Origin of the sequence: Pseudomonas wuhanensis, from assembly GCF_030687395.1 — a bacterium.
GTDB classification, from domain to species: domain Bacteria; phylum Pseudomonadota; class Gammaproteobacteria; order Pseudomonadales; family Pseudomonadaceae; genus Aquipseudomonas; species Aquipseudomonas wuhanensis.
Genome location: NZ_CP117430.1, coordinates 4,269,275 through 4,282,282, shown reverse-complemented (window position 1 = coordinate 4,282,282; position 13,008 = coordinate 4,269,275). Strand labels below are relative to the sequence as shown.

Sequence of the window (13,008 nt, the reverse complement as noted above, 5' to 3'; positions counted from 1 at the left end):
GCACGGGTACTGCCTTTGGGTCCATCCGGGGCAGTGCCTCTGGAGAGCTGGCGCTACGCGCCGGAGCTTCGGCCATGACATCGATCAGTCGACCCACGTCGTTTTGAGGCATGCCATCGGTCAGGGTAGAGGTGTAGCGCTCGCACTGGCCTTGCGTTCGCAGCCATGGGCCTGGAAGGTCTGATTGACGGTGCGATAAGCCAGCCCCAGAGCCGCCGCCGTTGCCGTATTGCCGAGAAAGCTGGCCAAGGCAGGTGACAGATTAGCCGAGACTTCGCCCATGGCCATGTTGGCGGCACTGGCAAGGCTAGTCCACCCCACTCGAGCCACCGACTGATCCAATACGCGCTCATAATCCTTGAGTGGCAGGGTCGCCTTGAACCGTTGCGTGGTGCCGGCTTGGCGAGCGTCAAAATGCTTGGCCAGATGTCCATCCATGATTGCGACGATGGTGTTGAAACCTGCGCGCATGCCGGCCAAAGCCTGAATAGACCGGGCCAGCTGTGCACCTTGTAATGGGCGTTGGCGGTTATCGGTCAGAGCCGGGCTGGATAGCGACTGACCAGGAGGCAAGGTTTGTTGGCTGATTGAATCCTGAACGAAACCCATGGTCAGTGTCATTGCCGCATAGGCCCAGCCTAAAGTCGCCATGTCATTTTCGTTAACCCCGTGGGTACTGACGGTGTCGTCCTGCTTGCCGGTCAGGCTGATACTCGCCTGCATGACCTCCCGCGAGCCAGCGTAGACGACGTTGCGTAACTGAGTCGCTAGTATGCGGGCACTCAGGGCACCATCACCTCTGGCCGTGCCGAGCGCACCGAGGCTGAGGTAAATTACCTCGGCAAGTACCTGATTGCGGGTGACATTGCGTGAATCCTGTTTTTGTCTGCGGCTCAAATCCACGCGATGTTCTGGTTTGAGTCCCTGCCAATGCGCCTCACTTAAGCCAAAATGACCACGCACAGCCACAGTAGAGTCTGCTCCCGGCCGTTCCAGTCGAGGTTGACGCACATACACCTGGCTGGCAATGCTCACCAGGGAGATGGCGGTTTGCAGCGTCAACGCGGCAGCGGGGCTTTTTGCGGCAAGGCCGTTGGCAAGGGCACTGTAAGTGTGCATGAACGCCACTTCTCTGGCGTAGGTTGGAAGACCACAGGTGACGACTTGTTGCAAAGTCTGCCCGCACACCGCAAGGACGGTCTGCCCGGCGGGTAGGTTGGCAAGGCTGTCGGTCCAGGACTGTGTAATTCCCTGCTTCAGGCTTTGACCTGCCGCACTGCCGAATCGGCAACTGCGGTCGTACAGGCCATGGGTGGTGCTCCTGATCGATTGCCACGTACGCGCCGAAAAATCGTGATGAAAATGCGGGCTAAGGCCCGCAAATACGCGAGTGGCACGTTCTTTTAACCCCAGGTCAGGTATTGGTCTGAGGCCTTGCTCCAGCGTTGACATCTGACAGGCGTGATTGGTCAGTAGTGCAGGTGGTGCCGGTAGCGAGGTTGCGCAGGGGAGTGTCGTCCGGCTCATGGTCTTAACTCCGTTGCAGATACTGAAGGTGATCTTGCGCCTAACGCCGTAGCCAGTTGAGCAATATCCCCCAGCCAGTCTCCCAATGCGTAACCGTCCAGGCCATAAGTGTCCCATCGTCCCTGCAGGCAAGCGCCATGGGGAGCCAGCGCCAGGGTGCAGCCGGTTAAGGCCATCAGCTCCAGATTGGCGCGCAACGCCAAGTGCCTTTGAGCCGAAGAATGCAGGGAGCGGGCGATGGGGGTGCTAATCAACAGGTGACGCTTGTCGCCGTCGGCAATGATTTCCAGATGCTGTGGGCCGATGCGAATCACGCCGATGGTCTCGACGTGCACCAACGGTGTGGGATCACCCAAATAATGCAGCGTTTGAGCAAGTAGCGGCAGATGCCAGTCGTGCGCTATCGACGCTTGGCTGGTGGCTTTTTGAGAAACTTCAGGGAGAGTGTGAGGTCGCGCCGGCAGCTCGGAAGGGAAAGGGCCCGCGCCGAGCGCGATGGCGCCACCCACCAGACTTTCAGCCAGTGCGATCATCAGCGCAAGTTGTTCACCCAATTCACAGGTCGCCGAATGAGCTTGAGTGAGCCGGCTGATCAGTACCGCATGACCCCGTTCGTCGAGGGCCGCTGTACAGGCACCCATCGCACTTATTGTGCAATTGCCGCGTAACAGTAATTCATTCCAAAGCGGTACCGACACGTTCGGAGGACGAGGCAGAAGCCCCAGCGCGAGCCATTGCGGTACAGGTTCGTCGTGCCACAGCCGCAACTGGATGGACATACCTGGCAGTCTCAGGAGACCTGTCTCGGTGAAGATCTGCGCTTCGCCATCGCAGACACCCAGGTACAAAGCAGCCTCTTGAAGCCAGTGGTGCGCCTCTGTTGAATGGCGCAAGGTCGCCGGCGAAATAAAGGTCGATCGAAATCGTGAATTCATTGTTCTGATTCCGCGCAGACATTAGACCTTATTAAGCATTATATACATGACAAACATATGAATGACTCAGGCATCTGTGACCCGAATAACTTCATTCGGAACGTCTGTCAGCTGGCGAACAACTTGATATATATGCGCGACAGCGAGAAGAGTAGGGCGTGGGATATACCTGCCTTCGTTGACTTTATAGAGTGTCCGGGCAAGCCAGATACTCTGTATGACCGGGATTTTCGCGCGCTTGGCAAGGGCGATTATGTCCAGGGCTTCGTCGCCCATACCCTTGCGATGAATTAACGGCAAAGGGGTTTCGCCCGGGCGATAATACAGGGCAACGGCGTAGTGGGTCGGGTTGACGATTACCAGGTCCGCGGTGTCTACAGATGGGCGGGGTGCGCTCGGGGCCTCATTGGACAACTGGCGTGCCAGCTGTTGACGGTGACCTTTGACATGCGGATCACCTTCGGCTTGTTTGTGTTCTTTCTGTATATCTTCAGTACTGGTTCGCATCTTTTTAGCGTGGAAATATTTTTGCACGGCGAAGTCGATCACGCCGATGACCAGTAGCAGGCCAAGAGTGGAACGCAATATATGGCGGAATTCTTGCACCAGCGAACGCCAATAAGTATTCAGATCAGAATAAGCTAACAGGATGAGCGTACTAAGCGCCGGTTTGATCAATACATACAGCGTAATTGCAATGGCCGCCGCTTTGAGTATGCTCAGCGTTAACGTGGTTAGGTTCTGCATTGAAAGCATTTGTTTCGCTTGCCCTAACGGGCTGAGCCTTTCAAGCGTCGGCGCCAACGCTTTTGGGGCGAACAGAAAGCCGATTTGCATCCACGTGCCTATCATTCGAGTGATGACTGCGACACCGACACTGCAAAGAATAAAACTGATCAATACCGTCGCGCTTTCGCTGCTGATCCGAGCGACTGTACCCATAAAAGGTTCGCCGGCATGGTCAAGCGGAAGCGCCAGCATCCGCTGCAAGCGCACCATGCTTTCCTCTGCCAGGTTAAGTGTAACTTCGCTCACCATGAGCAGCACCAGCACTTTACTGAAGTCTTGGCTTTGCCCAACCTGACCTTTTTCCCTGGCGTCACGCAGCTGTTTGGGTGTGGCTGGTTTTGTTTTCTCGGTCATGGGACTTGAACCAACTGCGGCAAAAGCGATTTCAAGTCCAGCAATGCAGACAGCTCACCTTCCCCCAGATCTATTAAGGCCGGTAGATAGATCAAGAGAAAGGCCAGGCCTGCTATGCTTTTGGCTGGCATTGCCAGAATCGAGACGTTCAGTTGCTGCGCGTACAGGCCGATCATCGCAAAAGCCGCCTCAATGAGTAAAAGCAGTCCAATAAAGGGCGCGGCGTACAGCATCATGTGTTGCAGGGTCCGACTGAGTTGATCAAGGAATAGGTCAAGGCCATCCTTTGTCATGCCGGGGAACCAGGACGTAGGCGGCCAAATGCTGTAACTGTCCCAGATTACTTGGGTCAGTAGCGAAAGTCCGCCTGACAGGATGACCAGCATGATCAGCATTTCCTGGAACAACTCACCCAATGGGGTAGCATCCGGTCCCAACGACGGATTGATCTGGCCGCCACTGAGTGCGCCGCGCTGGCTGTCCAGCAAGGCACCCACTGATGCGAACATCCAGAACGGGGCATAGAGCAGTAGGCCAAGGAGTGTGCCCAGAATGATTTCCTTAATCAGTAGCCCACCGATGACGAACAAGTTGTCTTGATGACGGGTAAGGGCCTGGCCAATCGAAGGGCCTGGCACCATCGCCACTGCCACGACCACTGCATAACGCAGCGGCCCTTTCAGGTATTTGAAGCAGAAGGCGGGAACCAGCATCATGCAAGGCAGCAGACGTGCCATGGCGAGCCCGATACCCAGCATTAGTTCAAAAGCCTCCTGAGCATCGTTGGGCATCTAGTGTCGGCCTCCAGTGCGGGCGATCAAGTCAAAGGCCAGATTGATGAACTGAATCAACTCCACGCCGATCCAGCGGCCGGTCATGGACAGCGTCAGCCCGACTGCAGCCAGTTTTACGGCAAAAGGCAGGGTCTGGTCCTGAATCTGCAAGAGGGCCTGCAAGAGTGACGCTATCACGCCAACCAGCACGGCAACCCCCAAGGGTGGAGCCGTGAGAATGATCACTAGAAACATGCCTTGCTTGAACAACGCCATCGCTTCCACGGTTGACCTCAAAGGTAAGAATAAAAAAGGCTGTCGAGAAGGCGTGTCCAACCCTCTACCAGCACAAAAAGTAATAGCTTGAGCGGTAGTGAAATAGTCATGGGGGAAACCATCTGCATGCCTAACGCCAACAGGAGGTTGGAAATGATCAAGTCAATAACGATAAAAGGGATATAGATGAGAAAACCGATTTCGAATCCGGCCTGGAGCTCGGATAACACAAAAGCCGGTATGACCAGCATCAAATCTTCTTTGGACGCCTTGTCGGCCATTTCCTTGGGCCACATTCGTTGAGTGTTATCCAGCAAATGGGTAATCACGTCCGGGTCGGTATTACGCGTCATGAACCGCTGCAAAGGTTCGATCACCCTGGCGGCACTTGCCTTGAATTGTTCGGTATCACCAGCTTCAAATGGGTTCTGTTCTAGCCGTTGCTGTATCTCGTGCACGACCGGCGCCATCACAAACATAGTTGCGGCCAACGCAATGCCATATAGCGCCATGTTCGGCGGTACCTGTTGAACCCCTATCGCATTGCGGGTGATTAGCAGTGTCATCGCAATTTTCAGAAAGGCTGTGCAGACGATCAACATGAAGGGGATCAGCGACATCGCGCCCAGAAACAGCGCAAGCAGTATGGGATTCATCCCGTCCATTATCATGACAGGGGTGCCAGTCGGGTAATCTGCAGACCCAAACGCCCGTCCACGTCGACCAACTCACCATGGGCTACCACCCGATCGCCTTTGCACAAGGTCGCGTGCCCTGGGGCGATGCCGGCCACTTCCAGGATCACGCCAGGCGCGAGTCTGCGCAGCTCACCGAGGGTCAGCGTCAAGATTCCACACCGCAGAGTGAACTCCAGAGACATCTGACTCAACGGATCAAGCGTCAGCGAGGCGAGACTTTGCTCTGGTGACTCACGTTCTTCCTCGTCGTCATCCTCATCCTCATACTGCTCCTGCATGAAGTCTTCATCAGGGTTTTCCGGCAAGTCTTCCTGATCCAGTTCATCGTTTGCCATTTTAAAAGATTTCCTCGTGAGTCAGTCGTACAACTATTCGTGTGGCATGTGCCTGTGCAGCGACTGTCCAATGGAGGCCACCGAAGTCCAACCGGCCTTCGCCATCGATATCGAAATAGCTAATGGAAGGCAGCAATACATCCGCCGGGCGCAGGGACTCGAACTGCTCAACAGTTAGCGCCACTTCGCCAATTACTAAGGGCTGGGAGACATCCCAGTCATCGCCGAGGTGATGTTCTTCGGCCTGCCAGCGCGCGCCCTCGAGCAGGCGCAGCAAAGAGGCGGGGGAGGTGCTGAATATGGCGTGGACGCACTCTTCTCCCAAGCGCACTTGCAATCGGCAACCGATTTCGTATTCGACCCCGATCACGTCTTCCAAAATTGGCACTATCGGTGCTAGCAGTGCTGTTATCGGAGTACTCAGTTGCTGATTGACGAGTTGCCAGTACCACGCCTGATACGGGCCTTGAACCACCACCGGCAAGTTCCCCAGCAGGCTAAGAACGGCACCTGCGTCACTCAGTCGAATTGGCCCGATGGCGCTGTCAAGAAGCACTGCGTCTTCTCCGGGACCGATGCAGTGCTCACTCGGCTCGAGCCTGATGCTGCCCCCCAGGCCCCTTGCTTCAAAGTCCAGCGTCAACCCCCGCCCCAGTAGACGAGAAGCCTGAGCAGCCAGGTTGCTGACGCTGCGCAGCCCTAGCGCTGTCACTGTTCTGAGGCTTCATGCATAGACAGCTGTACCGGATGTCGCAGAGCCTGAGTGAGTGCCTGTTCGCAAGTACCTTGACGGGATTGCAGGCGGGTAAGCGTATCGGGGCGGTCAAAGCTCAGTTCGATAGCCCAATGAGTGGCGTTTTTATTAGCCTTGACCTGGACCTTGCCCAGGTGTGGCATTGATAGCGTGAAATTAAATGGGTGTTCGGCCTGGAGCGGCAGTTGGCAGACCAGTTCGTCCACCAACTGCGCCATCATGACCTCAGACTGTAACGGCACACCGAACCCGCCTTCAGATGCGTTATCGGAGAGGGCGCCCCCGGGAGGCATCAGTAGTTGCGCGAATAGCAGGCCGTCTGCCGGTAATACTTGATCCGCGGACTGTCCAGCTGCAGTGGGGCGGATCTTGTCGGATTCGCCCCGACGCGTTGCGGCTTGACCAGGTCGATGAACGTCCTGGACTGTCGGGCGTTCAATAGGTGATATTCTGGATGGCGAATGCGCCGTGGGCTTGATGGGAGTACTCATTTGGCTTCGATTCCGTCATTCAGGGCTTCACTCAGACAGGCCAACTTTTCTACCGCACGCTGTCGTGCTGTGGCGGCTTGGCGAAATTGTTCGAGTAGGGTTTTCTGCGCGTCGATGCTCAAAGACTGCTCGTCGATGTCCTGACGCCGTTTTGCGATTCGATCGAGCATGCGTTGCTCTTCGGCGCGCCATTGATCGATGGTGGTCCGTTTCGTGGTTTGCTGCAGATGCATTTGAGCCAGCGTTCGTCGACGTTCTTGCTGTTCTTCGTGCATTTGATCCAATAGCGCACGAGCCTTCACCAGTTGCTCCTCCATTGCCTTCAGATCGTCTTTCGCTCGATGTAAATCGCGTTCGGCCCGAGCCAGTCGATGCTGTCGCAGGGGGGTCAGAACAGCAATCACCTGCTCCAGCTCTATTTGCCGCGGATCTTCTTCCAGTACTTCGTCCATTACGCCTCCGGCAATTGCGAAGTCAGGTGCATCAGCGCATCCAGCGTGTCCTGCAGCGGCACCGGTTCACGCAGGTCCTGCTGCAGAAAACCATTGATCGAATCGTTGAGTTGCACGGCACAATCGGTCACAGGATCGCCGCCCGGCTGGTATTCGCCCAGCCGCAAAAGCATTTCCACCTGGCGATAGCAAGCCATCAGCCGACGCAATCGGTTGTTGGCTTGCTGATGCTCTCGTCCACTCACGTTACTGAGCACCCTGCTGATGCTGGCCTGCACATCAATGGCTGGATAGTGGCCGCGTTCGGCCAATTTGCGCGATAACACAATATGGCCGTCCAACAGCGAGCGCACTTCGTCGGCCACTGGATCGTTCATGGAATCCTGTTCGATGAGCACCGTGTAAAGCGCTGTGATCGAGCCGCTTTCGCTCATGCCTGCCCGCTCCACGAGTCTGGGGAGCAAGGTGTAAACGGATGGGGGTAATCCGCCTCGACCCAGAGGCTCGCCCGCTGCAATGCCTATTTCCCGCTGAGCACGAGCAAAGCGGGTTAATGAGTCGATAAGCAGCAATACTTTGCGCCCCTCAGCTCGATAGGCCTCGGCGATGGCGGTCGCTGTGAACGCGGCACGTGCGCGCTCCATGCTCGATCGATCCGAAGTCGCGCAGATCAATACCGACCGTTGGCGCAACGTCTCATCGAGCTCGTGATCAAGGAACTCCCGCAGCTCTCGACCCCGTTCCCCGATCAGACCAAACACAATCACGTCGCATCCCATGTTGCGCGCAAGTTCGGCCATCAGTGTCGTCTTGCCACAACCGGCGCCCGCGAACAACCCGACGCGCTGCCCCTCGCCGAGCAGAAGGGGCCCGTCGATGGCACGAATGCCGGTGGGAAGTGCTTGAGTTATGCGTGGGCGCAGGGTCGCCGGTATTGCGTCGGCGATAACCGGCAAGGTCACACGCCGATCGTTTGGCCCAGCGAATGCTCCTGTGGCGTTGCCTTGCAGGGGACGGCCAAAGCCATCCAGCACGCTCCCCAGCAGGCTGTCGTCGACACCGATGCGATGACTGATACCCAGTGGCTGTATGCGAGCGCCTACCTGAATACCGTCCGGGGTACCGAGAGCGCTGAGTAACGTGCACTCGGTGGTGAAACCGACGATTTCGGCCAACATCAGGCTGCCGTCGGCCTTGCTGACTTCGCAGAGATCTCCAATTCTGGCGGCCGGAATCTGACATTGCAGCAGAATGCCGCTCACAGCGCTTACCCGACCGCTGGTAGTGACGGCAGAAAAATTGGCCAAGCGTGCCTGTTGCATGGCTGTCCACTGCGCCAGCGCCGCGTTCACCAGTGAACCTCGAAATGTCGGTCGCCTTCGAATCTGATCCTGTGGTCATCGATCCGGGTCAGGCGCAAACCTTGTCGCTCATCGCCGATGTAAAGCCTCTGGCCGTCAGCAATGACCAAGTGGGCCAGCGGACCGGCCATGATCTGCACAATGACGAAAGGCAAGCCGGTACTCGAGGTCGACACGTTGTCAACGAGCGATATGGAGGAGGGGTAGCGATCTTTGAACTGTTCTAGCATGCGTAGGTAGACCTGCAGTGATTCACCATCAAGATGACCAGTGAGCGTCAAACCTTCGGGCGTCTGGTGCAACGACACTTGATCGAGCAGGCGTTCCTTGAGCATCGTGATGAGATGGCGCCGCGCGTCCTCGATACGATCTGGCCCTGGAACACTGTCCAGTGGAGCCTTAACCAAGGGTTCCTCACTTGCCACAGGTTGAGGGGCTACGGACGTTACCGGACGGGTTAAGCTCCAGGCACTGCCTACGACGCCGATCAGAAGACCGAGGACCACGCCGCTGACCCGGTTAAATACACGGGACCGCACGGTTGCTTTTTCAAGGTGACTAGCGCTGCCAGAGAGGAGCGTCAGATCTTCATTTTGGGGCAAGAGTGTTGGGCAATCGTCCCAGGCTTCTTGTGCGTGTGCCAAGCAAAGCCAAACGGTACCCAGCGTGAATTTTAGATGGGGCGTAAGGTGTATCACGGCCTGACCATGACCCTGTTCGTTGCAGACGACGCTGTCCATGGCGTGCAATTGCCACTGGTCATGAACACGTTGCAAGCGACAGTGCAGACCCGCCACGCCTGGATCGTACAGGGCCAGGTCCAGCTCAGCGTCCGAGCCAATGTCCCACTGATCACCAACCAATGGCAGTGCCGCTCCCTGGTGCAGCCCATTCAACACCCTCAATTCATACATTCGATCGTCTCCGGCGCATCAGGCTGCGTACTCTTCATCGAAAGGGGCTTGGTCAAAGTCCAAGTCGAGCCGGCCCAATACCTTGACCTGGGAGCTGTAACTGATTTCAGCAAAGGACAGCACCGGCACGTGGTGGAATTGTTCCTGTAACAGTGTGCGCAAAGGGCTGCGCAGATCCTGAGCCACCAACATGACGGGTGTTTCCAAGGCATGAAGGGGGAACGCCATCTGCATCTGTTGCAAGAGCACTTCACTCACGTCGTTGTCCAGTGAGAAGAACGTCTCAGTCTGCGTCTGACGAAGGCTGTCGCGCAGGATAGCTTCGCTCTCCGGCGTGACCAGCCACACCAGCAAACCTTCCGGGCCGCTGTACTGATGAACGATCTGCGTCTTCATGGCTATTCGCACATAATCGGTTAGCACGGTGATTTCACGCTCGTGAGGGCCATGCTCGATCATGGTCTCGGCAATTACACGTAATGCCCGGATAGGGATGCATTCGGCCGCCAGGCGCTGTAACACCGCCGAGAAGCGTGCCAGTGGCAAGAGTCGTTGCACCTCCTGGGCGAGTTCAGGTTGCTCCAGTTCAAGAAAGCTCAAGATTGCCTTGGTTTCCTGCATTCCGATAAATTGCGGGCCGCTGAGCTGCATGGCGCGCTCCATACGCTCGACGATCAGCGTGCTTGAGCTGACTGATTCTATGGCCGGGTCTTGAGCGGCAGCGCTTTCTTTCGGTGTCCATACCCACCGTTCTTCCTCGCGATCCAGGCTGCCGGTTTCGCTTGAGTCGGGTAGGTCTTGAGTACCGATTGCGACGTGAGTCTGGGTAAATGTCGCCCTGAGCATCGGCACGTCGTAGATCAGAAAGCGAAACTCGTCAGGTTCAAGATTAGTGACTCGTTCGATGATGAAAGAGGGCAACGTCAGGCCAAACTGCACGACGAGGCGATTGCGTCGCTGGCGAATCTCCACCACCAGTCGATCCACCGCACCAGTGTCTTGATCGGAATGAAATTGCATCACGAACTGACGGCTGGAGGTAAAGCTGCGCAAGTCTTCAGTGCCGTTCATCTCGGGTGATATCGCGATGATCGGAGCTGTGGAAGTCGGTTTGGCCCGACTGATCTGTAACAATCCTCCAGCGCCGCAGATGAATGCGATGACAAGGAATACTGCTGTTGGCATACCCGGCAAAGCGGCAAAACCGAGCATGGCCATAGCGGCCATGATCCACGCCTTGGGCTGACTGGTAATTTGTTCGGCGATTTCCCTGCCGATGTTGCTAGGTACGGCGTTGTCGCTGGGTACGCGCGTAATGATCATGCCGCAGGTGACAGAAATCAGCAGTGCGGGAATTTGTGCGATCAGCCCGTCTCCGATAGTCAATACCGCGTACAGCTGCAAGGCGTCGCCGCCGGTCATGTCATGCTGTAAAACTCCAATGGCGATACCGCCGATCAGGTTGATAGCGACGATGATCAGGCTTGCGATCGCGTCGCCCTTGACGAATTTCATGGCGCCGTCCATGGCGCCAAACAACTGGCTTTCCTTCCCCAATTCGGATCGTCGAGTGCGTGCTTCATCGACCGAAATCAGGTTGGCGCGTAGATCGCTATCGATGGACATTTGCTTGCCGGGCATGGCGTCCAGAGTAAAGCGCGCGCCGACTTCGGCAACGCGCTCCGAGCCGTTGGTAATGACGATGAAATTCACCACGGTGAGGATCAGGAAAATCACCAGACCTACGGCCAGGTTGCCACCGACCACAAATTCACCAAATGCCGCGACAATGTGCCCGGCATCCTGATCGAGCAAGATCAGACGTGTGGTCGAGATGGACAGCGCCAGGCGAAACATTGTGGTCAATAGCAGCACGGCAGGGAAAGTCGAAAACGCCAGCGCCCGAGGCAAATGCATGGCCAACATGATGAGCAGGCAGGAGATGCAGATATTGATAGCGATCAGAACGTCGACTAAACCAGTGGGCAGCGGCGTGATCATCATGAACATGATCGCAATGACCACGAAAGCGCCCACGACTTCCGAGCGATGCATCGCGGCCAACGCCAGCTTGTTCAACAGGCTGATAATGTAGTTCACGGGGCAATCCTGCCCAGGTTCTGAATTTGTTCCTGCTCAGTCAGTTGGGTCATTAGCGCGCGAAGATTGTTCAGCGCCAGGCGTCGCTTGTCCAGGTCCCGCCACAGAACCAGGGGTAATTCTTGCACCATGGGGCGAAGGGCATTGAGAAATGCCAGCTGATGCTTGAGGTGTTCGCCTCCGATAACTCGAGCCAAGCTTTGGGTCTCCTTTATTTGCAAACCGTCTGCTGACAGGCGCAGCAGCGACTGGAGAAAGTTCACTGGTTCCGTAATCCCCAAGGGGTTCTTACCGCTCATGCGCTTGAGAATTTTTTTGCATCCATCCAGAAGCACCGCTACGTGTCGTACAACGTTGCATGCATGCACTATGGGGCGTATCTGCTTCTGAGACGCTGTCGGCGCCATTGCAGCGAGATCGTATTTGATCGTGCTTTGCATTTGTTGCAGCTTCAGCTGGAAATGCTCGGATTTTTCCTGGCCACCCATCAGTAATTCGATGAGTCCTTTCACGCTGTCCATGACAGTGGCGTCGCCATACAGGTGACGTGTGTCTATGCGACGTCGCCTGTTAGCGCCAGAGTTCGTGGACGGTCTGAGCGCACTGATATCGCTTCGCCGGGTGCCGCCATGTTTGATGCCCAGCTCTCTGGCCCAGACAGAAAGGGCAGCATGCTCGGCGGGGTGGCCTTCAGCGTTCGCCTGTTGGGCAGCGGTCTGCAACGCCGCCATCGCCATGGCGGGTTCTCCATCCACCAAAGCCAGCAAATCTTCAAGGCTTGGCTGTTTGCCCAGCAGGTTGTTACGCAGCATCCTCGCCGATTTGTCCAGTCGCTTCGCATAAGAGCCCTTTAACTTTTGGTGAACAGCCCTATCCCTCGATAACTGGGATTGGAACGGATTTTTGCCGTGCGATTGATCGCTGGCAGGCGCCAGGTAAGGTCCGACCTGGGCTTGATTATGGGCGGGGGCAACTTGTACCGGTTGCTCACTGTTAGCGGGAACAGTGGCATGCGTGGGCACTGCAGGCACTGCGCCCTTGGGAGGCCTGATCAAGGGCGGTTGCGGGGACCCAGTTGAAAGTGGAGCGACGATTCTCATAAAGCGCTTCCGGGCGTGGTCATGGCATTTGAGTGGTTGCAGGTGAGTTCCGGTTCCCACGCGGAGTAGGTTTTATAGCTGCGCCAAATACTGTCTGGCACAAATCGGTCTAGTGCCGAATGTTGCACAAAACAGCAAATCGCCGGTGA

14 protein-coding genes are annotated in these 13,008 nt (G+C 56.5%); all 14 read right to left on the bottom strand.

Features of this window, described 5'->3' with window-relative positions; all coding sequences use genetic code 11:
* Positions 1-120 precede the first annotated feature (120 nt).
* The 14 genes from PSH88_RS19725 to PSH88_RS19660 all read right to left on the bottom strand — a co-directional run bounded on the left by PSH88_RS19725 (position 121) and on the right by PSH88_RS19660 (position 12,571).
* Positions 121-1,119, bottom strand: a complete 999-nt coding sequence (locus PSH88_RS19725; protein ID WP_305422187.1) for a hypothetical protein — start codon at positions 1,117-1,119, stop codon at positions 121-123.
* 404 nt (positions 1,120-1,523) lie between these two features.
* Positions 1,524-2,462, bottom strand: coding sequence for a CesT family type III secretion system chaperone (locus PSH88_RS19720; RefSeq protein WP_305422185.1), 939 nt, complete (start codon positions 2,460-2,462; stop codon positions 1,524-1,526).
* Positions 2,463-2,528: 66 nt separating this feature from the next.
* Positions 2,529-3,605, bottom strand: coding sequence for a type III secretion system export apparatus subunit SctU (gene sctU / locus PSH88_RS19715; protein ID WP_305422184.1), 1,077 nt, complete (start codon positions 3,603-3,605; stop codon positions 2,529-2,531).
* Positions 3,602-4,396, bottom strand: a complete 795-nt coding sequence (sctT, locus tag PSH88_RS19710) for a type III secretion system export apparatus subunit SctT (protein WP_305422183.1) — start codon at positions 4,394-4,396, stop codon at positions 3,602-3,604. Before sctT ends, sctU begins: the two co-directional genes overlap by 4 nt.
* Positions 4,397-4,663, bottom strand: coding sequence for a type III secretion system export apparatus subunit SctS (sctS, locus tag PSH88_RS19705; RefSeq protein ID WP_305422182.1), 267 nt, complete (start codon positions 4,661-4,663; stop codon positions 4,397-4,399).
* Positions 4,664-4,671: 8 nt separating this feature from the next.
* Positions 4,672-5,325 carry a type III secretion system export apparatus subunit SctR gene (gene sctR / locus PSH88_RS19700; protein WP_305422180.1) on the bottom strand — a complete coding sequence of 218 codons (654 nt, stop codon included), beginning with the start codon at positions 5,323-5,325 and terminating at the stop codon, positions 4,672-4,674.
* On the bottom strand, positions 5,322-5,687 hold the full coding sequence (locus PSH88_RS19695; RefSeq protein WP_305422179.1) for a FliM/FliN family flagellar motor switch protein: 366 nt from the start codon (positions 5,685-5,687) through the stop codon (positions 5,322-5,324). Before PSH88_RS19695 ends, sctR begins: the two co-directional genes overlap by 4 nt.
* Position 5,688: 1 nt before the next feature.
* Positions 5,689-6,399: a type III secretion system protein gene (locus PSH88_RS19690; RefSeq protein ID WP_488803597.1), complete on the bottom strand. Its 711-nt coding sequence runs from the start codon at positions 6,397-6,399 to the stop codon at positions 5,689-5,691.
* Entirely contained in the window at positions 6,396-6,932 is a 537-nt protein-coding gene (locus tag PSH88_RS19685) for a type III secretion system HrpP C-terminal domain-containing protein (RefSeq protein WP_305422177.1), read from the bottom strand. Before PSH88_RS19685 ends, PSH88_RS19690 begins: the two co-directional genes overlap by 4 nt.
* Positions 6,929-7,384 carry a type III secretion protein gene (locus tag PSH88_RS19680; RefSeq protein WP_305422176.1) on the bottom strand — a complete coding sequence of 152 codons (456 nt, stop codon included), beginning with the start codon at positions 7,382-7,384 and terminating at the stop codon, positions 6,929-6,931. The genes PSH88_RS19685 and PSH88_RS19680 overlap by 4 nt, the downstream gene beginning before the upstream one ends.
* Positions 7,384-8,736: a FliI/YscN family ATPase gene (locus PSH88_RS19675; protein WP_370694660.1), complete on the bottom strand. Its 1,353-nt coding sequence runs from the start codon at positions 8,734-8,736 to the stop codon at positions 7,384-7,386. Before PSH88_RS19675 ends, PSH88_RS19680 begins: the two co-directional genes overlap by 1 nt.
* Positions 8,733-9,659 (bottom strand): FHA domain-containing protein, encoded by a 927-nt coding sequence (locus tag PSH88_RS19670; RefSeq protein WP_305422175.1) that lies wholly within the window; start codon positions 9,657-9,659, stop codon positions 8,733-8,735. Before PSH88_RS19670 ends, PSH88_RS19675 begins: the two co-directional genes overlap by 4 nt.
* A gap of 18 nt (positions 9,660-9,677) precedes the next feature.
* Positions 9,678-11,714: a type III secretion system export apparatus subunit SctV gene (gene sctV, locus PSH88_RS19665; RefSeq protein ID WP_370694710.1), complete on the bottom strand. Its 2,037-nt coding sequence runs from the start codon at positions 11,712-11,714 to the stop codon at positions 9,678-9,680.
* A gap of 41 nt (positions 11,715-11,755) precedes the next feature.
* Positions 11,756-12,571 carry a TyeA family type III secretion system gatekeeper subunit gene (locus PSH88_RS19660; RefSeq protein WP_305422172.1) on the bottom strand — a complete coding sequence of 272 codons (816 nt, stop codon included), beginning with the start codon at positions 12,569-12,571 and terminating at the stop codon, positions 11,756-11,758.
* Positions 12,572-13,008: the final 437 nt, after the last annotated feature.

Coding starts and splice junctions, on each gene's coding strand:
- PSH88_RS19725 (WP_305422187.1), bottom strand. CDS start 1,119: ATGCACACTTACAGTGCCCTTGCCAACGGCCTTGCCGCAAAAAGCCCC.
- PSH88_RS19720 (WP_305422185.1), bottom strand. CDS start 2,462: ATGAATTCACGATTTCGATCGACCTTTATTTCGCCGGCGACCTTGCGC.
- sctU (WP_305422184.1), bottom strand. CDS start 3,605: ATGACCGAGAAAACAAAACCAGCCACACCCAAACAGCTGCGTGACGCC.
- sctT (WP_305422183.1), bottom strand. CDS start 4,396: ATGCCCAACGATGCTCAGGAGGCTTTTGAACTAATGCTGGGTATCGGG.
- sctR (WP_305422180.1), bottom strand. CDS start 5,325: ATGATAATGGACGGGATGAATCCCATACTGCTTGCGCTGTTTCTGGGC.
- PSH88_RS19695 (WP_305422179.1), bottom strand. CDS start 5,687: ATGGCAAACGATGAACTGGATCAGGAAGACTTGCCGGAAAACCCTGAT.
- PSH88_RS19685 (WP_305422177.1), bottom strand. CDS start 6,932: ATGAGTACTCCCATCAAGCCCACGGCGCATTCGCCATCCAGAATATCA.
- PSH88_RS19680 (WP_305422176.1), bottom strand. CDS start 7,384: ATGGACGAAGTACTGGAAGAAGATCCGCGGCAAATAGAGCTGGAGCAG.
- PSH88_RS19670 (WP_305422175.1), bottom strand. CDS start 9,659: ATGTATGAATTGAGGGTGTTGAATGGGCTGCACCAGGGAGCGGCACTG.
- sctV (WP_370694710.1), bottom strand. CDS start 11,714: ATGCATCGCTCGGAAGTCGTGGGCGCTTTCGTGGTCATTGCGATCATG.
- PSH88_RS19660 (WP_305422172.1), bottom strand. CDS start 12,571: ATGCTGCGTAACAACCTGCTGGGCAAACAGCCAAGCCTTGAAGATTTG.